This window comes from Paraburkholderia sp. RL17-368-BIF-A (assembly GCF_046054045.1).
Lineage (GTDB): Bacteria > Pseudomonadota > Gammaproteobacteria > Burkholderiales > Burkholderiaceae > Paraburkholderia > Paraburkholderia graminis.
Genome location: NZ_JARESN010000010.1, coordinates 53,968 through 74,286 on the forward strand (window position 1 = coordinate 53,968; position 20,319 = coordinate 74,286).

Here is a 20,319-nt window from a genome sequence, read left to right on the forward strand (position 1 = left end):
TTAAAGCATTACCAGGAGACGCAGCAATGAAGATCAAGGGCATCCGCTGGTGGATGGTCAGTCTGGTCGCAGCCGGGCTCATCATCAATTATCTGGCGCGCAATACGTTGTCGGTGGCCGCGCCGACGCTGATGAAAGACCTGCACATCACGACTGAGCAATACGCTCACGTCGTAGTCGCATGGCAGCTTTGCTATGCGTTCATGCAGCCGGTCGCGGGCTTTCTGCTCGATACGGTCGGCACCAAGATCGGCTTCGCGGCGTTCGCGCTGGCCTGGTCGCTCGCCTGTGCGGCGGCGGCGTGGTCGACGGGATGGCGCAGCCTCGCTTTCTTCCGCGGCCTGCTCGGCATTGCCGAGGCGGCCGGCATTCCGGCCGGCGTGAAAGCCACGAGCGAATGGTTTCCGGCCAAGGAGCGTTCGGTGGCGATCGGCTGGTTCAACATCGGTTCGTCGATCGGCGCACTGCTCGCGCCGCCGCTCGTGGTCTGGGCGCTGTTGCATGGGCAGTGGCAACTGGCGTTCGTGATCGTCGGCGTGGCGGGGATTGTGTGGAGCGCCGTGTGGATGGTGCTGTACAAGCATCCGCGCAAGCAGAAGCTGCTCGGCGACGCGGAGCGCGACTACATCCTGAGCGGTCAGGAAGCGAAGCATAGCGACGATGGCGCGCCCAAGCGCAACTGGTTCGCGATGATGAAAAGCCGCGACTTCTGGGCGATCGGCATTCCGCGCATTTTGTCCGAGCCGGCATGGCAGACCTTCAACGCGTGGATTCCGCTTTACATGATGACCGAGCGCCACATGAACCTGAAGGAAATCGCGCTGTATGCGTGGATGCCGTTTCTCGCCGCGGATATCGGCTGCGTGCTCGGCGGCTATCTGAGCCCGCTGTTTCACAAGTACGCGAAGGTTTCGCTGTTCACGTCGCGCAAGATGGTGTTCGTGGTCGGCGCGCTGTGCATGATCGGGCCGGCGTGCGTGGGCCTCGTCGCGAGTCCGTATGTGGCGGTCGCGCTCCTGTGCGTGGGCGGCTTTGCGCACCAGACGCTGTCGGGCGCACTGTACGCGATCACGTCGGATATGTTCGGCAAGAACGAAGTCGCGACGGCCACCGGCATGGGCGGCATGGCCGGCTATCTCGGCGCGGCGGCTTTTACGGCGCTGTTCGGCGTGCTCGTGACGCAGGTCGGCTACAGCCCGCTCTTCGTGGTGCTCGCGGTGTTCGACATCATCGCGGCGGGCGTGGTGTGCCTGCTCGCGAAGAGCGCGGACAAGACGCCCGAGCCGCGCTGGTCGCAGGCGAATGGCGCGGTGCCGGCCAAGTAATCGACGCAGATATTCGACGAAGATTCGACGGACACATTCGACGAAGCGTCCGCGCCGGCATCACGCGGCGCTGAGGTCCAGCCAAAGCGGCGCCTGCGGGCGCCGTTTTCGTTCACGGGTCAATCCGTTGCACACCGCCGCAAGCCTCGCCGCGAACGCCGCCCAGCCGCACTTGCGACCCGCACACCGCCGGACCCTGTGGGATAATTGCGCGTTTTGCCCGCGGCGCGGCTCACGAGGTTGTTCGCACGGGCGCTCGAGGGGCCGTCACTCCCTTGGCCCGCTTCTTTCAAGCGATATTCATTCAACAACCACGATGCCCGCATACCGTTCCAAAACCTCCACCGCCGGCCGCAACATGGCGGGCGCGCGCTCGCTGTGGCGCGCCACCGGCATGAAAGACGAAGACTTCTCGAAGCCGATCATCGCGGTCGTCAATTCGTTCACGCAGTTCGTGCCCGGCCATGTGCACCTGAAAGATCTCGGCCAGCTCGTCGCGCGCGAGATCGAGGCCGCTGGCGGCGTTGCCAAGGAATTCAACACCATCGCCGTCGACGACGGCATCGCGATGGGCCACGACGGCATGCTGTATTCGCTGCCGAGCCGCGACATCATCGCGGATTCGGTGGAATACATGGTCAACGCGCACTGCGCCGACGCGATGGTGTGCATCTCCAACTGCGACAAGATCACGCCTGGCATGCTGATGGCCGCGATGCGCCTGAACATTCCGGTGATCTTCGTGTCGGGCGGCCCGATGGAAGCGGGCAAGACGCGCCTCGCCAATCCGAAGACCGGCACCATCGAATTCAAGAAGCTCGATCTCGTGGATGCAATGGTGATCGCCGCCGACAAGGCGTATTCCGACGCCGACGTCGCCGAAGTCGAGCGTTCCGCATGTCCGACGTGCGGCTCGTGCTCGGGCATGTTCACGGCCAATTCGATGAACTGCCTCACCGAGGCGCTCGGTCTTTCCCTGCCGGGCAACGGCACGGTGGTCGCCACGCACGCGGACCGCGAGCAACTCTTCAAGCGCGCCGGCCGCCGCATCGTCGGACTGGCGCGCGAGTATTACGAAGAGGAAAAGGCGAGCGTGCTGCCGCGCGCGGTCGGCTTCAAGGCGTTCGAAAACGCGATGACGCTCGACATCGCGATGGGCGGCTCGACCAACACGATTCTGCATTTGCTGGCCATCGCGCGCGAAGCGGAGATCGACTTCACGATGACGGACATCGACCGCCTGTCGCGCGTGGTTCCGCAGCTGTGCAAGGTGGCGCCCAACACCAACAAGTACCACATCGAAGACGTGCATCGCGCGGGCGGCATCATGGCGATCCTCGGCGAGCTGGATCGCGCGGGCAAGCTGCACACCGACGTGCCCACGGTCCACGCGCCGACGCTGAAAGACGCGCTCGATCAGTGGGACATCGTTCGCACTGACGACGAAGCGGTCAGGACTTTCTACATGGCCGGCCCGGCCGGCGTTCCGACGCAGGTGGCGTTCAGCCAGAACACGCGCTGGCCGAGTCTCGATCTGGATCGCGCCGAAGGCTGCATCCGTTCGTACGAGCACGCGTTCTCGAAGGAAGGCGGCCTTGCGGTGCTGACCGGCAACATCGCGCTCGACGGCTGCGTGGTGAAAACCGCCGGCGTGGACGAAAGCATTCTGGTGTTCGAAGGCACCGCGCACGTCACCGAATCGCAGGACGAAGCGGTCGAGAACATTCTCGCGGGCAAGGTGAAGGCGGGCGACGTGGTGATCGTCCGTTACGAAGGTCCGAAGGGCGGGCCGGGCATGCAGGAAATGCTTTACCCGACGAGCTACATCAAGTCGCAAGGTCTCGGCAAAGCCTGCGCGCTGCTGACGGACGGCCGCTTTTCGGGCGGCACGTCGGGGCTGTCGATCGGCCACTGTTCGCCGGAAGCGGCGGCGGGCGGCGCGATCGGCCTCGTGCGCGACGGCGACAAGATCCGCATCGACATTCCGAACCGCACGATCGACGTGCTGCTGTCCGACGCGGAGCTGGCAAGCCGCCGCGAGGAGCAGAACGCGAAGGGATGGAAGCCGGCGAAGGCGCGTCCGCGCCGGGTGTCGGCGGCGCTCAAGGCTTACGCGAAGCTGGTGATGTCGGCCGACAAGGGCGCGGTGCGCGATCTGTCGTTGCTCGAAGATTGATTTTTGCTCAGCGCGTCATGCGCTGGTGGTAGAAAAACCGCTCTCCCGAGCGGTTTTTTTTCACAACGCGGCGGAGCCGCAACTCCGCCGCGCGCGCGTCTTACCGCTGATCGACCACGTTCGTGTTGTACGTCGTCCCGCCGATCACGACGTTCTTCAACGCAATGCCGTTGACGTTGTACGCATAGATCGGCCCCGGCGTGGTGGCGTTGGCCGGTCCCGCGCAAACGGCAGTGCCGAGATTGCAGTTCGAGATCGTCACGCCGGTGATCGGCGGAACGGTCGGCGCGGGCGTCGGTCCGTTGTAGTCGAACGCGACGGGGCCTTGCGCGACGATCGCCTGAAAACACGAAGCCGTGACGCCGTTGAGCGTGACGTTGCTCGCCTGCACGTTCGAGATGTTGACGTTCTGCACGACCGCCGGCCGCGTTCTGATTGCGTCGTTGGCCGGCTGATAATCGCAGTCGAATGTAATCAGGCCGCCCTGAGCCGCGGACGGATTGGCCGCAGTCGCAGTCACCACGCCAAGCGGCACCGTGCCGTTGATCGGGCTGCCGGCGAGCAGCGCGCTGCCGTAGCCGCCTCCTTTCAGCGCGACGCCGTTGGGCAACGTGACCTTGTCGACGTAGAAGTTCTTCACGAAGCCGCCGCGATTCATATTGGTCTTGATACGGATCGCGATATTGAGCGGATTGGTCGCCCAGTTCTGATTCAGCATCTGCAGATTGCGCGCGTAAATGTTCTGTACGCCGCCGCCCATTTCGCTGCCGAGCGTAATGCCGCCGTGGCCGCTATTCATCGTGCAGTTCTGGATCACGTGATTTTGCGCGGGACCGTATTGCGTATCGAGATCCTTGCCCGACTTGATCGCGATGCAGTCGTCGCCCGTGTTGAAGGTCACGCCGTCGCACAGCACGTTGTCGCACGCGTCGGGGTCGAAGCCGTCGTTATTCGGACCGATGCTGTTGGTCGTCACGCCGCGAATCACGACGTTCTTGCAGTCGGTCGGATGATGCTGCCAGAACGGCGTGTTGTTCGTGGTGTAGTTTTCCATCAGCACATTCGTGCAGCCGATGAACTCGACCATGCATGGGCGCAGATAGTGACCGAGGCCAAAGATGCGCTTCGCAATCGGCACGCCCGCTTCCGAGAGCGCGGGCAAGTAGTTCTGGTCCTCTTGCCAGGGCGTCGTCGGACTCGTCAACTGCGTGTAGAGCGCGTCGGAAATGCCGGGCGCAACAGTTCGCAGATCCACGTTGCTCGGGTTCTTGTACACCTGCGAGGGCGTCGACGAACTCACGCAACCGTAGGCGCCATTCGATCCCTTGAAGGTCCACCAGCACGTCGCGGTGTTGCCCGAGCCGGCGAACGGCGTCATCGCCTGACCGTTGAGCACCGAGGTCGCGTCTTCGCCGGTCAGCGCGATGTTCGACTGATTGCGCGCGTAGACGGGCGAGCCGAAGTTCAGGCAATCGTTCGCCTGCCAGCGGCTATAAAAGAGGTTGCCGTTCGCGCCGCAGTTGACCGGGCCGTCCTTCGCATAGTCCGCGGGATTCGGGCTGAAATAGATCGTGCAATTGGCGCTCAAATGAAAATTGACGTTGCTGAGCAGCACGATCGGACCTGCGCAATACCAGTTGCCGGACGGCACCACGACGCGGCCGCCGCCCGCCGCGTTGGCTGCCTGGATCGCGGCGAGGAACGCGGGGCGCGAGTCGAACGAAGACGCCGCGTTGGTCTGGTTCGAGCCGGGGCTCGCGGGCGACGACGAGCCCGTGTACGGATTGGTTGCCGCGACCACCGCGCACGGTTGCGCGCCGTATTGCGTAACGACGAAGTCGCGCGATGGGAACATCGACTGTTTGATGCCGGCGAGTGAAGCGACGATCTGCGTCGCGGCGCCGTAGCTGCCCCAGATCGGATCTTCGGGTGTGAGCCCCGAACTGCCCGAGCCGCCGCACGCGGACAAGCCGCCGAGCAGCGTCGCGCCCGCGGAGGTGCCGGCGAACACCATGAACGCCCGGCGTCCAGGTGAATAAGGTTCGGCATGAGCCGCGTTCGTCGATGCTGCCCGTTTGCCGCTGTTTTTATAGTGACTCGCCACGAATGTCTCCTTGCCCTTCAGGGCGTTGTAAATAATCGTCGATGCTCGAAAGTACGGCGTTCATTGCGATTGTTTTGTTAAGTCAGTCATCCTTAATAATTGAAAGAAACGAAGGGAATTTGTCGGTTTGCGCGGGCCCAGAACGCAACACGCGCCGCTTTACCCATTCATCGACATCGAACGGGCGAAGCGGCGCGGCGGAACGCGCGTGATGGATCAGGTTGTTTGCTGGCCGATCTCGTGATTGGCGAGCACTTCGAGCGCACGCACCATCGCCGAGTGATCCCATGCCTTGCCGCCGTGCGCGACGCACGCATTGAAAAGCGCCTGACAGGTGGCCGTATTCGGCAACGAAACGCCGAGCGTCTGCGCGGTCGAGAGCGCGAGATTCAAATCCTTCTGATGCAGTTCGATGCGAAAGCCCGGATCGAAGGTGCGCTTCGTCATCCGTTCGCCGTGCACTTCGAGAATGCGCGACGACGCGAAGCCGCCCATCAACGCTTCGCGCACGCGCGCCGGGTCCACGCCCGCTTTCGACGCGAGCAGCAGCGCTTCGCCGACCGCCTCGATCGTGGCCGCGACGATCACCTGATTGGCGACCTTGCACACCTGGCCCGCGCCGACCGCGCCGATCAGCGTGACGTTCTTGCCCATCATGTCGAACAGCGGCTTAACGCTGTCGAAGGTGGCCTGCTCGCCGCCGACCATGATGGTGAGCGACCCGGCCTTCGCGCCGACTTCGCCGCCCGATACCGGCGCATCGAGATAATCCGCGCCGGTTTCGCGCACGCGAGCGGCGAACTCGCGCGTGGCCATCGGCGAGATCGAACTCATGTCGACCACCGTTTGACCCGCATGCAACGCGCTCGCCAGTCCGTTTTCGCCGAACAGTACGCGCTCGACGTCCGGCGTATCCGGCACCATGATGAAGATGATGTCGGCCTGCGCGGCGACGGCGGCGGGGCTGTCGCATGCCTGTGCGCCGGCCTTGGTGAGATCGTCGGGCACGCCGCTGCGCGTGAACGCGGCGAGCGTGACGCCGTTCTTGAGAAGATTCGCGGCCATGGGCTTGCCCATGATGCCGAGTCCGATAAAGCCTGCTTTTTGCATGGAATGCTCCAGAGATGTCATGGCGGCCTGGTTTGCGCCCGCGCTGCGCGTGGCTTAGCTCTGGCCAGCCGGGTTCTTGATGAAGTGTTGATGGACGGCCTGCGCGGCGTTTCGCAACAGCCCGAGGTCGGCGCACACGGCGATGACGCGGCAGCCCATCGCGAGATAGCGTTCGGCGTCGGCTTGCACCGGCGCAAGAATGCCGCTCGGCTTGCCCGCGGCCTGCGCGCGTTCGAACACATGGGCGATCGCCTGCTGCACGTCGGGATGCGCGGCGTTGCCGAGATGTCCGTAGGCGGCCGCGAGGTCGGACGGGCCGACGAATACCGCATCGACGCCGTCGACGGCAAGAATCGCGTCGATCGAGTTCACGGCCTGGCGGCTCTCTATCTGCACGATGACGCAGACGTTGTCGTTGGCAATGTCAAAATAGTCGGGTACCGTCGCGTAGCGGTTGCCGCGGTGGCCCACCGAGACGCCGCGAACGCCTTGCGGCGGATAGCGCGTGGCGGCGACCGCGCGCGCCGCGTCGTCGGCGTTATCGACGAACGGCACGAGGAAGTTGGAAAAGCCGCTGTCCAGCAGCCGCTTGATGACGACGCTCTCGTTGGCCGGCGGGCGCACGACCGGCGCGCTGCGGCTGTCCTTGAGCGCCATCAGTTGCGGGATCAGCGTGAGGACGTCGTTGGGCGCGTGTTCGGCGTCCAGCAGCAGCCAGTCGAAGCCGATCACGCCGAGCAGTTCGGCGACAATCGGGCTCGCGAGCGAGGCCCAGCAGCCGACCAGCGTTTCACCGCTGCGCACGGCGTGGCGGAAGCTGTTGGGAAGAGACTGATAAGGCTGGCAGGGCGCGGCTGGCATGAACGTATTCCTCGAACGGCAAATGGATCGGGTCAAGTTCCGACGATGGCTGAACCGCACGTTATAGGTCGTCGTATATCTATATCCAGATTAGCACCCGATTCAGCCGTTGTAACGGTCACGTTAACCCGGAATGACGCTGAAAGCCCATGTGCGAGTAGGCGGTTCCGGTTGCATCGGCACACCCGTATGTTGTAGGATGACTTATATCTAGCGCTCTAATACAAGGAAGAGAGACATGTCCCATTCCAGCGAAGTCACCGGCCAGATCACCGGCGAAATGCTGATCGGCCGCAAGGCCGTGCGCGGCGCCGAACAGGCGCTGCACGCGTTCAATCCCACCACCGGCACGGACATCGCCGAGCCGGTTTTCGGCAGCGGCACGGCTAGCGACGTCAACCTCGCCTGCGAACTGGCGGGCAAGGCATTCGATCCGTACCGCCAACTGCCGCTCAGCGTGCGCGCCGAGTTCCTCGAACGTATCGCGGACGGCATCACGGCGTTGGGCGATGCGCTCGTCGAGCGCGCGCAGCAGGAATCCGGCTTGCCGAAGGCGCGTCTGGAAGGCGAGCGCGGCCGCACGACCGGCCAGCTCAAGCTGTTTGCGCAAGTAGTGCGCTCGGGCCAGTGGCTTACCGCGACGCTCGATTCGCCGCTGCCGGACCGCAAGCCGCTGCCGCGTTCCGATCTGCGCATGCAAAGGATTCCGGTGGGACCGGTCGCCGTGTTCGGCGCCAGCAATTTCCCGCTCGCGTTCTCGGTGGCCGGCGGCGACACGGCGGCGGCGCTCGCAGCCGGTTGCCCGGTTGTCGTGAAGGCGCATCGCGCGCACCTCGGCACGTCGGAGATGGTCGGCCGTGTGATCCAGCGCGTCGCAGCGGAAATGGACCTGCCGGAAGGCGTGTTCTCGCTGATCGTCGGCGCAGGCAATTCGGTCGGCGAGGCGCTCGTCGCGCATCCGGCGATCAAGGCGGTCGGCTTCACCGGTTCGCGCGCGGGCGGCTTGTCGCTGATGCGCGTCGCGGCGGCGCGCCCCGAGCCGATTCCGGTCTACGCGGAAATGAGCAGCATCAACCCGGTGTTTCTGCTGTCGAACGCGCTCAAGCAGCGCACCGAGAACATCGCGCGCGGCTTCGTCGATTCGCTCGCGCTGGGCGCCGGCCAGTTCTGCACGAACCCGGGCCTCGCGATTGCCGTCGACAGCGATGCGCTGAAGAGTTTCGTCGCCACCGCCTCTGAAGCCCTGGCCGCCAAGCCGGCGCAGACCATGCTGACTTCGGGCATCCACTCCGCCTACACGGAAGGCGAGGGCAAGCTGGCCAAGACCGCCGGCGTCGAAACGGTGGCGCGCGGCGCCGACGTAACGGGCCCGAACCAGGCGCGCGCCGCACTGTTCGTGACCGACGCGCAGACGTTCGTCGCCACGCCGGCGCTGGAGGACGAGGTATTCGGTCCGGCATCGACGATCGTGCGCTGCAAGGATGAAGCCGAGCTGTTGCAAGTTGCCGAGCACTTTGCCGGCCAACTGACGGCCACGATCCAGATGGACGCCGCCGACGTGCCCGCGGCCCAGAAGCTCGTGCCGATTCTCGAGCGCAAGGCCGGGCGTCTGCTGGTCAACGGCTTTCCGACCGGCGTCGAAGTCTGCCACGCGATGGTCCACGGCGGCCCGTTCCCGGCGACCTCCGACAGCCGCGCGACCTCGGTCGGGACGACCGCGATCGAACGCTTCCTGCGCCCGGTCTGCTATCAGGACTTCCCGGCGGATCTGTTGCCGGAGGCGCTGGCTGACAGCAATCCGCTGAATCTGTGGCGTCGCCGCGATGGCGAGATCACGCGCAGCTAAGCGCGCCTGATTGGCGGCATCGAATGAAAAATGGCCGGGGAGGTGAACTCCCCGGCCATTTTCTTTTTACCGTTGGCGCGTAGTCGTACGTCTATGCGCTTGAAAAACCGGCGCGTTCAGCTATTCGCCTCGGACGTTTCGTTCGCGCGACGCAGCCGTTCGCGGCTATTCGACAGATGCATGCGCATGGCCGCGCGCGCGCCGTCGGCGTCGTGGCGGCTGATCGCTTCGAGAATGCTCTCGTGCTCGAGGTTGACGAGCGACAGGTACGCGTCCGGCTCGGCGCGCGCAATGCCCGCGGAATCGAGACGGTTACGCGGAATCAGCGCGCTGCCCATTTGCGTGAGAATGTCGACGAAATAGCGGTTGCCCGTGGCGCGCGCCACCGAAATATGAAACTGCAGGTCGGCCTCGACGCTGTCGAGCCCGTTATGGCGCGTCGCTTCGATCGCGTCGAGCGCGGCGCGCATGCGCGCGAGGTCTTCCGGTTTGGCACGCTGGGCCGCGAGACCCGCGCATTCCGTTTCGAGGCTGATACGCAATTCGAGGATGCACAACACGTCGCGCAGCGTGGTGGCCGGCACCATATCAATACCGAGCTTTTCGCGCTGCGGCTCGAGCACGAAGCTGCCGATGCCGTGCCGCGTCTCGATGACCTTGCCCGCCTGCAGGCGCGAAATCGCCTCGCGAATGACCGTGCGGCTCACGCTCAGCGTGACCATGAGTTGCGATTCGGTCGGCAGCTTGTCGCCTGGTTTCAGCGCGTTGGACGCGATCTGCTCGGTGACGTAATTGACGACGAGCTCGGCGAGATTACGAGCGCGTCGTGGCGGTGCCGCGGATGCCAGTGGTGTAGCCATCGAAAACGCCCCTTGAATCAGATAGTTGCAGATACTTTCTGCGATCCATTATACCGTCGTCTGACGACTGATTATAGAAAGGCCGGATCAATTTGAGCGGGAGGTGAGGGCCGGGCCGCAGCGCGCGGCCGCGGCCCGAAGCCGGGCGCTGTAATTCGCGCCGCGCTTAGCGCGGGCGCAGCTCCACGCGCTTGATGTCCTTCACGATCACGAGGTAGCTGAACACCGTCAGCAGCGCGTTCGCGCCGACGAACACCAGCGCGCCGTTGAACGAGCCGCTTTGCGCGACCAGGTAGCCGATCACGATCGGCGTGACGATGCCGGCCACGTTGCCGAACATGTTGAAGATGCCGCCCGACAAACCGAGCGCTTCCTTCGGCGACGTATCGGCGACCACCGCCCAGCCGAGCGCGCCGATGCCCTTGCCGAAGAACGCGAGCGACATCAGCGCGACGACGATCCAGTCGGTGGAAACGTAGTTGCAGCCGATGATCGACACCGACAGCAGCATGCCGCCGACAATCGGCACCTTGCGCGCGACGGTCAGCGAATGGCCGCGCCGGATCAGCGAGTCCGACAGAATGCCGCCGAGCACGCCGCCGGAAAATCCGCAGATCGCCGGCAACGACGCGACGAGGCCCGCCTGCAGAATCGTCATGTGACGCGCCTGCACGAGGTAGATCGGAAACCAGGTCAGGAAGAAGTAGGTCAGCACGTTGATGCAGTACTGCGCGAGATAGACGCCGACCAGCATCCGGTTCGTCAGCAACTGGCGCACGAGTGACCAGCCGCCGGCCTTTTCGACGTCGGCGGGACCGGTTTTCTGGTGACCGTTGATCACGCCGCCGCCCTGTTCGATGTACTCCAGTTCCGAAGCCGACACGCCCGGATGGTCGGCGGGATGCTTCATCACCTTGAGCCAGGTGAGCGCGAGCAGCAAGCCGGCCACGCCCATCACGACGTACACCATGTGCCAGCCGAACGCGTGCGTGAGCCAGGCCATCAGCGGCGTGAAGATCACTGCCGCGAAGTATTGCGCCGAGTTGAAGATCGCCGAGGCGGTGCCGCGTTCCTTGGTCGGAAACCAGCTCGCGACGACTTTGGCGTTGGCCGGAAAGGCCGGCGATTCCGCCGCGCCCATCGCGAAACGCAACACGAAGAGACCCGTCACCGCGGCGGCCGCGCTGCCGAGCAATCCGATCGAGCTTTGCAGCAGCGTGAAGAGCGACCAGAAGAAAATGCTCGCGGCGTACACGCGCCGTGCGCCGAAGCGGTCGAGCAGCCAGCCGGCCGGCAATTGCGAGGCCACGTAAGCCCAGCTGAACGCCGAGAAAATGTAGCCCATGCGGATCGCGTCGAAGCCGAATTCGGCGCGCATCGCCGAGCCGGTGACCGACAGCGTCGCGCGGTCTGCGTAATTGAACGTGGTGATTACAAAGATAAGAAGCAGGATCGCGTAGCGGACTTTGGTGCGCTTTGCGACGTTGGCGGAACTCGCCGTGCGGCTCATTTCCATGGTCATCTCCTTAATTCTTGTACAAGAGAGCGGGCTCGTGGCCTCGACCGCATGTGCGAAAAACGCCCGGCGACGCGGTCGTCTCCGGGCGCTCCTTGCGCAGCCGTCTATGCGGCTCTCATCTGCGGCAGTTGTCCGCGTGGCCGGCCGGCAGTCGATCCACCGGCCACGCGCGCTGCGTTACTGCGGGCCGAGCGTCTTGATGAGCGCGTCGAGTTGCGCCATTTCTTCTTCGGTCAGATCGGTCAGCGGCGCACGCACCGGGCCGGCGCTGTGGCCGACGAGCTTCGCGCCCGCCTTGACGATGCTCACCGCGTAACCCGCGCGGCGGTTGCGAATCTTCAGGTACGGCAGGAAGAATTCGTCGATCAGTTTGCCGACGGTCGCGTGGTCGTCCGCGGCGATTGCGCGGTAGAAGTCCATCGCGGTCTTCGGAATGAAGTTGAACACCGCCGACGAGTACACCGGCACGCCCAGCGCCTTGTAGGCCGCGGCGTAGACTTCCGCGGTCGGCAGGCCGCCGAGGTACGAGAAGCGGTCGCCCAGGCGGCGGCGGATCGTCACCATGTTTTCGATCTCGCCCACGCCGTCCTTGAAGCCGATCAGGTTCGGGCAGCGCTCGGCGAGACCCTCGAGCATGTCGGCGTTAAGCTTCGAATTGGCGCGGTTGTAAATGATCACGCCCATGTTCGGCACCGACTTGCAGACTTCTTCGGCGTGCGCGGCGATGCCTTCCTGGCAGGCTTCCGTCAGATAGTGCGGCATCAGCAGAATGCCGTTTGCGCCGTGGCGCTCGGCTTCTTTCGCATACTCGATGGCGACGCGCGTCGGGCCGCCTGCGCCGGCCAGGATCGGCACCTTGCCCTTGCAGACTTCGGCTGCGGTGCGCACGACGTTCGAATAGTCGTTGTGCGTCAGTGAGAAGAACTCGCCCGTGCCGCCGGCGACGAACAGCGCCGAAGCGCCGTACGGAGCGAGCCATTCGAGGCGCTCGGCGAAGGTGTCGGCGCGGAATTCGCCTTGTGCGTCGAAGTCGGTGACCGGGAAGGAGAGGAGGCCTTCTGAAACGATCTGCTTGAGTTCCTGCGGTGTCGTCATGATGTCTGTATCCAGGCGTCGGTGTAGGTTGGATCAATAGAAATGAAGATTTCTTATACGTCATCGTACAACAACAATTCGGCTAACTCAACGGTGTTTTCGCGGCATAATGGTGCTGTTAGGGTAAATACGGAACATCCCACGCGATTCTCATGTTGTAGGATGACGTATGAATAAGCTGGCGCAGAAGGCGTAAATCGCCATAAGGATCGATGCAATGGAACTTTCACCGCTCTACATTCGCGTTCACCCCAATGACAATGTCGCGATCGTCGTGAACGACGGCGGACTGGGTGAGGGCGCCGTATTCCCCGACGGCCTGGTGCTACGCGAGCGCGTGCCGCAAGGCCACAAAGTCGCGCTGGCCGATCTGGCCGAGGGCGACGAGGTCATCCGCTACAACGTGGTGATCGGCTATGCGCTGAAGGCGCTGCCCAAGGGAAGCTGGATCAACGAGCACGTGATCCGCATGCCGAGTCCGCCGGGACTCGAAGACTTGCCCATTGCGACGATCAAGGCGCCGGAGATGCCGCCGCTCGAGGGCTACACCTTCGAGGGCTATCGCAACGCGGACGGCTCGGTGGGCTCGCGCAACATTCTGGCGATCACCACGACAGTGCAATGCGTGGCGGATGTGGTCGAACACGCGGTCGTGCGCATCAAGTCTGAGTTGTTGCCGAAGTACCCGAATGTCGACGACGTGGTCGGCCTCGGCCACACCTACGGCTGCGGCGTGGCGATCGACGCGCCCGACGCGATGGTGCCGATCCGCACCGTGCGCAACATCGCGCTGAATCCGAACTTCGGCGGCGAGGTGATGATGGTGAGCCTCGGTTGCGAGAAATTGCAGCCGGAACGCCTGATGCCGCCCGGCACGATTCCGATTGCCGCCGCGCAGAACCCGAGCGAGATCGCGGACATCGGCGATCTTGGCGCCGACGAGAACGGCGACGTGGTCGTGTTGCAGGACGAATCGCACGTCGGCTTCCAGTCGATGATCGATTCGATCATGAGGACCGCCGAAGGTCATCTGAAGCGGCTCAACAACCGGCGTCGCGAGACCTGCTCCGCTGCGGATCTCGTGGTCGGCGTGCAATGCGGCGGCAGCGACGCGTTTTCCGGACTCACCGCGAATCCGGCCGTGGGCTTCGCGACCGACCTGCTGGTGCGCGCGGGCGCCACCGTGATGTTCTCCGAAGTGACCGAAGTGCGCGACGGCGTCGATCAACTGACGGCGCGCGCGGCGAACGCGGACGTCGCGCAGGCGATCATCCGCGAGATGCAGTGGTACGACGATTATCTGAAGCGCGGCGGCGCGGACCGCAGCGCGAACACCACGCCGGGCAACAAGAAAGGCGGGCTGTCGAACATCGTCGAGAAGGCGATGGGCTCGATCATCAAGTCGGGCAACTCGGCGATTTCGGGCGTGCTGTCGCCGGGCGAGAAAGTGCGCCAGAAAGGGCTGATTTATGCGGCGACGCCGGCGAGCGACTTTATCTGCGGCACGCTTCAGCTGGCGGCCGGCATCAATCTGCACGTCTTCACGACGGGCCGCGGCACGCCGTACAGTCTCGCCGAAGTGCCGGTCATCAAGGTCGCGACGCGTTCCGATCTGGCGCGCCGCTGGCATGACCTGATGGACATCAACGCGGGCACCATCGCGACGGGCACGGCGACGATCGAAGAGGTGGGCTGGGAACTGTTCCGCTTCATGCTCGACGTCGCGAGCGGCCGCAAGAAGACCTGCGCCGAGAAGCTGAAGCTGCATAATGCGCTGGCGCTGTTCAATCCGGCGCCGGTGACCTGAGTGCCGCATCTGGCGAGCCGCGAAATTCGCGGCTCGTTTTACGTGGTGGCTTCACTGCTTCGTTAGCTTCATTTGCCTTATTCGCTTCATTCGCCTCATAGACGGCTCAAACAAAAAGACATGACTGATTCGAATTCCGACCACCCATCCTCGAAAAAACCGTTTCGACGCCTGCTGCTCACCGGCGCGGCAGGCAATCTCGGCAAGCAATTGCGCGGCGCGCTGGCCGCGTGGGCCGACGTGGTGCGCGTGACCGACATCGCGCCGCTCGGCGAGCTGGCTGCGCACGAAGAAGCGTCGATCGTCGACCTCGCCGACGAAGCCGCGGTCCTCGCGCTGCTCGAAGGCGTGGACGCGGTGATTCACCTCGGCGGCATCTCCGTCGAAGCGCCGTTCGCCGATCTGCTCGAAGCGAACATTCGTGGTCTCTACAACCTGTATTCGGCGGCGCAGAAGCAGGGCGTGAAGCGCGTCGTCTACGCAAGCTCGAATCACGCGGTCGGTTTTCATCCGGTGACGGAAGTGCTCGATACCGACGCGCCGTTGCGTCCGGACAGCCTGTATGGCGTGACCAAATGCTTCGGCGAATCGCTGTCGCGCTATTACTTCGACCGCTTCGGGCTCGAGACGGTGTGTCTGCGGATCGGCTCGTCGTTCGAGCAGCCGAAGAACCCGCGCATGCTCGTCACGTATCTGAGCTATCGCGACTTCATCGAACTCGTGCGCTGTTCGCTGTTCACGAATCGCGTCGGGCACGCGATCGTGTACGGCGTGTCGGATAACCGCACCAAGTGGGTCGATAACACCAAAGCGGCGTTTCTCGGTTTCCGTCCGCAGGACAGCTCCGTTCAGTTCGAGCATCTGTTCCCGGTCACCGCGCCGACTGCCGATCTGGACGATCCCACGCAGCGCTTTCAGGGCGGGCCGTTCGTGCTGGCCGGGCCGATGGAGCCGAAGCGATGAGCGCGGCGGGCAATCCTCGCGTCGAACGGGTCGAACGCGTCGAACGCGTCGAAGCGGCGGGGCCGACGCCGGCTGCCGTCGGCGAGAGTCCGGTATGGCGCGCGGCGGAACAGGCGCTTTACTGGGTCGATATTCCGGCGCAAAAAATCGTGCGCTTGCGACTCGAAAGCGGCGAGCGGTCTGAATGGCTGTTGCCCGAGAAGGTCGCGTGCATCGCGTTCGATCGTCGCGGCACCGTGCTCGCGGGCTGTGAGACCGGTCTTTTCGCGGTGACGCTGAGCGACGCTTCGGCGCCTCTTGCGACGCAAGCCGAGCCCGTGAAGGTCAGCGGGCGCAAGCTCGCCGCACCGGTCTTCCCGTTCGGCGACATGCGTTTCAACGACGGCCGCTGCGACCGGCAAGGCCGTTTCTGGGCAGGCACGATGGTGCAGGATATGGCGGCGGCCAACCCGGCCGGCGCGCTGTACCGATTCGACGCGGACGGCGTGCTGTCGGCGCCGATCGTCGACGGACTCATCACGCAGAACGGCCTCGGCTGGTCGCCCGATGGCAGCACGATGTATCTGTCGGACTCGCACCCGCTGCGCAGACAGATATGGGCTTTCGACTACGACGTCGAAACCGGCGAGCCGCGCAACCGCCGCGTGTTCGCGGACCTGAACCACTATGTGGGGCGGCCCGACGGCGCGGCGGTGGATGCGGACGGCTGCTACTGGATCTGCGCGAACGACGCGGGCGCGCTGCTGCGCTTCACGCCGCAAGGCAAGCTCGACCGGCAGATTAACGTGCCCGCGATCAAACCCGCGATGTGCGCATTCGGCGGCCGCGACCTGGACACGCTGTTCGTCACGTCGATTCGCCCGGCGACTGGCGCGAGCGAACACGACGGGCATCTGTTCGCGGTGCGTCCGGGGGTCACCGGCTTGCCCGAGCCGGAATTCGCCGGCGATCTGTAAGCGAAAGAGAGCAGTCGGAAAGAGCGCCGGCGCGGGCAACGCGACCGGCGCTTATTGTTTCACGCTCGTTAATTCATCACTCGTCATACAACATTGTGGCGTCGATACGACGATTTGCGTCGTCGTTTTACGAAAAATCGGCGTTCCGGCTTTAGCCCATCGCATTGTTTTGCAATCCCCGTCGCTGTCGCGCCTGTCCATGCTGACAGCGCATCCAGGTCATCTCTACCGGATGCCCGTTTCCTCGGGTAAATACCGTCTGTACAACTCAAACTGCGTTTTATAGACTTCGTATGTCGTCGTACAACGTATAAGCGCAAACAGATTGCTTTCTGTACTTTTCGAGATAGCAGCGCATTGCGTGGTACGCGGCGGCTTTGGCGTGCGCGATGGTTCACAGGTTCACGCCCAGGCATGCCGACGCAGCAGAAGTAAAAGAAGTCGAGTTGTCTGACAGGAGTGCTGATCTTTGTGCCGGGGACGTTGCACGGACAGCACGGCAGGGCGTTCGCCACCGCAGGAGACCGCGGGCGCCGCGCCGGGAGACGCAGCAAAACCATGTCACATCCGAGACTGGCCGTCATTACGGCAGTTCGCTACCGGCTGTCCGCGAGCGGCTGTTGCAAGCGGCTCTTTGCATCGATTGGATGTCTAATTTTGAGGAATGTCACGATGAATAAGAAGTTTGCCTCTTCCCGTGTTTCGTTGATCGTCGCCGCCTCCGTGCTGGCCTTCGGCGCCATGTCGGCGCAGGCGCGCGTGTTCCGCGTGTCGGACGTGCATGGCGACACGTACCCGACCAACATGGCCGTCAAGTACATGGGCGAGCAGATCAAGAAGGCAACCGACGGCAAGGACTCGGTGAAGGTATTCGGCAACAGCGCACTTGGTTCGGAGAACGATACGATCGATCAGGTGCGCATCGGCGCGCTCGACATGGCGCGCGCGAACGGCGCGGCATTCAACGAGATCGTTCCTGAATCGATGATCCCGTCGCTGCCGTTCCTGTTCCGCGACATCGACCATTTCCGCAAGGTGATGTACGGCCCGGAAGGCCAGAAGATTCTCGACGCGTTCAAAGCGAAGGGCATGATCGCGCTGACTTTCTACGAAAGCGGCGCGCGCTCCATCTACACGAAGAAGCCGATTCGCACGCCCGCCGACATGAAGGGCCTGAAAGTTCGCGTGCAACCGTCCGATCTGATGGTCGACGAAATCAGGGCAATGGGCGGCACGCCGACGCCGATGCCGTTCGCCGAAGTCTATACGGGCCTGAAGACGGGTCTCGTCGATGCAGCGGAAAACAATCTGCCGTCGTACGAAGAGACCAAGCACTTCGAAGTCGCGCCGGTCTATTCGGAAACGCAGCACTCGATGACGCCGGAAGTTCTCGTCTTCTCGAAGAAGATCTGGGACACGCTCTCGCCGCAAGAACAGGAAATCATCAAGAAGGCCGCGGCTGATTCCGTGCCGTACTACCAGAAGCTCTGGACCGCACGCGAGAGCGACGCGAGCAAGACCGTGACGAAGGGCGGCGCGCAGATCGTCGCACCGTCGCAGATCGATCGCGCGGCATTCGTCAAGGTGATGCAGCCGGTGTGGGCGAAGTATGAAAAGACCCCGCAAATGAAGCAGCTCGTCGACGAAATCCAGGCAATCAAGTAAGAGTCGCATGGTGTTTTACGCAGCGGGAAAGTCTTGCAGGAAGCTGCGGACTTTCCCGCTGCATGCCGCATGCTGAATGCCGTCGCCGCTGATGTCGGCAGGCAAGAATGGGATCAAGAGATTCATGAAACGCCCAAACGATTTTCTCTTTCGCACGCTAACCGTCATCGCCTCCGTCAGCCTTGCCGCGCTGAGTCTGCTGGTGATCTATGGTGTCGTGATGCGCTATGTATTTAGCGACGCGCCCGATTTCGTCGAACCCATCGCGCTATTGCTCGTAATCGTGATCGCGATGTTCGGCGCCGCGCTCAAGGTTCGCGAAGGCGGCCATATCGGGCTCGATTCGCTCGTGAAGAGCCTGCCGGTGAAAGGCCAACTGATTGCGCACGTGTTCCAGCACTTGTGCCTGATCGCGCTTGCCGTGGCGATCTTCTTCGGCTCTCTGGAGATGGCAGAGACCACGCGGCATGACCACATTCCAATTCTGGGTTTGCCGGAAGCGCTTCGTTATCTGATCCCGGTTATTGCCAGCGTCTGCATCGCGTCGTTCTCAATCGAGAACCTGCTCGCGCTTTTCGCAAAGAAACACAAATAGAACAATCATGGAACTTGCCCTCCTTTCTATCAGTTTCATCGTTTTTCTGGTACTCGGCGTTCCTGTTTCGTTCGCGCTGGGACTCTCGTGCGTGCTGACGTATCTGTACGAGGGACTGCCCGCGGCCACCGCCATGCAGTCGATGGTCTCGGGGATGAATGCGTTTTCATTCCTCGCCGTACCGTTCTTCATCTTCTCCGGCGAGCTGATGCTCCACGGCGGCATCGCCGATCGCATCCTGCGTTTTGCGCAAGCCACCGTCGGTCATTTCCGCGGCGGCCTCGGCATGGCCAATGTGGTCGCGTGCACGTTGTTCGGCGGCGTCTCGGGTTCGCCCACGGCGGACACATCGGCAATGGGCGGCGTCATCATTCCGTTGATGAAGCGCGAAGGCTACAGCGCCGCATACGCCGTCAACGTCACGACGCATTCGTCGCTGGCGGGCGCGCTGATGCCGACGTCGACGAACATGATCATCTACGCGTTCGCCGCGCAGGGCATTACAGGAACGCTGAACGGTGTGCCGATGAGCGGCGTGTCGATCGGCGATCTGCTGTTCTCGGGTCTCTTGCCGGTGTTGTGGGTGATGGGCTTCGTGCTGATCGCCGCGTACTGGCAAGCCGTGCGCTACGGCTATCCGCGCCGTCCCGACGGTTCCACCGGACTGCAGCGTTTCCCCGGCTGGCTCGCGGTCGCGCGCACGTTCCTCGGCGCATTGCCGGGCCTGATGGTCATCGCGATCATTCTGGTCTGCGTGGCAAAGGGTATTGCTACGGCGACGGAAGCCGCCGCTATTGCAGTCGCCTATTCGCTTGTGCTGACAGTCGTCGTGTATCGCACGATGACGCTGAAGAAGCTCTCTTTCGCCTTGTCGAAAGCCGCGAAAACCACGGGCGTGGTGCTGCTTCTGATCGGCGTATCGAACATGCTGCGCTACCAGATGGCTTATCTGGAGATCCCCGATGCAATCGAGCACATGCTCGACGGCGCAACGAGCATTCCCTGGTTGATGCTGCTGTACATCAACATCATCCAGATCTTCCTCGGCACGTTTGTCGATATGGCGGCGCACATTCTGATCACCACGCCGCTGTTCCTGCCGATGGCAATGCATAGCGGCGTCGGCCCCGTGCAGTTCGGCATCATGATCCTGCTGAATTGCGCATTGGGTCTCGTGCATCCGCCGATCGGCTCAGTGCAGTTCATCGGCTGCGCGATTGGGAATGTGTCGATTGGGGAAACTACCAAGGTGGCGTGGCCTTATTACCTCGCTATCTTCAGCGCCATTAACATTGTGACGTACGTCCCGATGTTCTCCACGTGGTTGCCGAGCCTGATTAATGGACACCCGGTTTTCTGACCGGACATCCCGATTCACCGGTTGCGCGGTTCAGACAATGACCGGTAGTCAAGAACAATTTTTTAAAGAGGAGCATA

General features: G+C 63.2%; 15 protein-coding genes. 9 read left to right on the top strand and 6 right to left on the bottom strand.

The window, feature by feature from the left end:
- Positions 1-26 precede the first annotated feature (26 nt).
- Both P0D87_RS18460 and ilvD read left to right on the top strand, forming a co-directional pair.
- Positions 27-1,325 carry an MFS transporter gene (locus P0D87_RS18460; RefSeq protein WP_053860241.1) on the top strand — a complete coding sequence of 433 codons (1,299 nt, stop codon included), beginning with the start codon at positions 27-29 and terminating at the stop codon, positions 1,323-1,325.
- Between the two features lie 316 nt (positions 1,326-1,641).
- Complete coding sequence (gene ilvD / locus P0D87_RS18465) at positions 1,642-3,501, top strand: dihydroxy-acid dehydratase (protein WP_029971773.1); 1,860 nt, start codon at positions 1,642-1,644, stop codon at positions 3,499-3,501.
- Between the two features lie 100 nt (positions 3,502-3,601).
- Here ilvD and P0D87_RS18470 read toward each other — a convergent pair whose 3' ends face one another.
- The 3 genes from P0D87_RS18470 to garL form a co-directional block, all read right to left on the bottom strand.
- A complete protein-coding gene (locus tag P0D87_RS18470; RefSeq protein ID WP_307260990.1) occupies positions 3,602-5,515 on the bottom strand; it encodes a glycoside hydrolase family 28 protein in 1,914 nt (637 codons plus the stop codon).
- Positions 5,516-5,821: 306 nt separating this feature from the next.
- Complete coding sequence (locus P0D87_RS18475; protein ID WP_081653117.1) at positions 5,822-6,736, bottom strand: 2-hydroxy-3-oxopropionate reductase; 915 nt, start codon at positions 6,734-6,736, stop codon at positions 5,822-5,824.
- A gap of 33 nt (positions 6,737-6,769) precedes the next feature.
- Positions 6,770-7,576 carry a 2-dehydro-3-deoxyglucarate aldolase gene (gene garL / locus P0D87_RS18480; RefSeq protein WP_006052342.1) on the bottom strand — a complete coding sequence of 269 codons (807 nt, stop codon included), beginning with the start codon at positions 7,574-7,576 and terminating at the stop codon, positions 6,770-6,772.
- 238 nt (positions 7,577-7,814) lie between these two features.
- On the opposite strand from garL, the gene P0D87_RS18485 reads away from it, so the two are divergent.
- On the top strand, positions 7,815-9,422 hold the full coding sequence (locus P0D87_RS18485) for an aldehyde dehydrogenase (NADP(+)) (protein WP_006052341.1): 1,608 nt from the start codon (positions 7,815-7,817) through the stop codon (positions 9,420-9,422).
- 116 nt (positions 9,423-9,538) lie between these two features.
- Here the strand turns inward: P0D87_RS18485 and P0D87_RS18490 are convergent, their stop codons facing one another.
- The 3 genes from P0D87_RS18490 to kdgD form a co-directional block, all read right to left on the bottom strand.
- On the bottom strand, positions 9,539-10,282 hold the full coding sequence (locus tag P0D87_RS18490) for a FadR/GntR family transcriptional regulator (RefSeq protein WP_006052340.1): 744 nt from the start codon (positions 10,280-10,282) through the stop codon (positions 9,539-9,541).
- Positions 10,283-10,448: 166 nt separating this feature from the next.
- Positions 10,449-11,798: an MFS transporter gene (locus P0D87_RS18495; RefSeq protein ID WP_006052339.1), complete on the bottom strand. Its 1,350-nt coding sequence runs from the start codon at positions 11,796-11,798 to the stop codon at positions 10,449-10,451.
- 180 nt (positions 11,799-11,978) lie between these two features.
- A complete protein-coding gene (gene kdgD / locus P0D87_RS18500; protein ID WP_006052338.1) occupies positions 11,979-12,896 on the bottom strand; it encodes a 5-dehydro-4-deoxyglucarate dehydratase in 918 nt (305 codons plus the stop codon).
- 217 nt (positions 12,897-13,113) lie between these two features.
- On the opposite strand from kdgD, the gene garD reads away from it, so the two are divergent.
- The 6 genes from garD (at position 13,114) to P0D87_RS18530 (ending at position 20,242) form a co-directional block, all read left to right on the top strand.
- Complete coding sequence (gene garD, locus P0D87_RS18505) at positions 13,114-14,703, top strand: galactarate dehydratase (protein ID WP_053860243.1); 1,590 nt, start codon at positions 13,114-13,116, stop codon at positions 14,701-14,703.
- A 120-nt stretch (positions 14,704-14,823) separates the two neighbouring features.
- Positions 14,824-15,666 carry an NAD-dependent epimerase/dehydratase family protein gene (locus P0D87_RS18510; RefSeq protein WP_053860244.1) on the top strand — a complete coding sequence of 281 codons (843 nt, stop codon included), beginning with the start codon at positions 14,824-14,826 and terminating at the stop codon, positions 15,664-15,666.
- Positions 15,663-16,622, top strand: coding sequence for an SMP-30/gluconolactonase/LRE family protein (locus tag P0D87_RS18515; RefSeq protein ID WP_053860245.1), 960 nt, complete (start codon positions 15,663-15,665; stop codon positions 16,620-16,622). The genes P0D87_RS18510 and P0D87_RS18515 overlap by 4 nt, the downstream gene beginning before the upstream one ends.
- Before the next feature lie 672 nt (positions 16,623-17,294).
- Positions 17,295-18,287: a TRAP transporter substrate-binding protein gene (locus P0D87_RS18520; protein WP_006052334.1), complete on the top strand. Its 993-nt coding sequence runs from the start codon at positions 17,295-17,297 to the stop codon at positions 18,285-18,287.
- Positions 18,288-18,363: 76 nt separating this feature from the next.
- Positions 18,364-18,882 carry a TRAP transporter small permease gene (locus P0D87_RS18525; protein WP_051153951.1) on the top strand — a complete coding sequence of 173 codons (519 nt, stop codon included), beginning with the start codon at positions 18,364-18,366 and terminating at the stop codon, positions 18,880-18,882.
- Between the two features lie 7 nt (positions 18,883-18,889).
- Positions 18,890-20,242 (top strand): TRAP transporter large permease, encoded by a 1,353-nt coding sequence (locus P0D87_RS18530; protein WP_006052332.1) that lies wholly within the window; start codon positions 18,890-18,892, stop codon positions 20,240-20,242.
- The last annotated feature ends 77 nt before the right edge of the window (positions 20,243-20,319 follow it).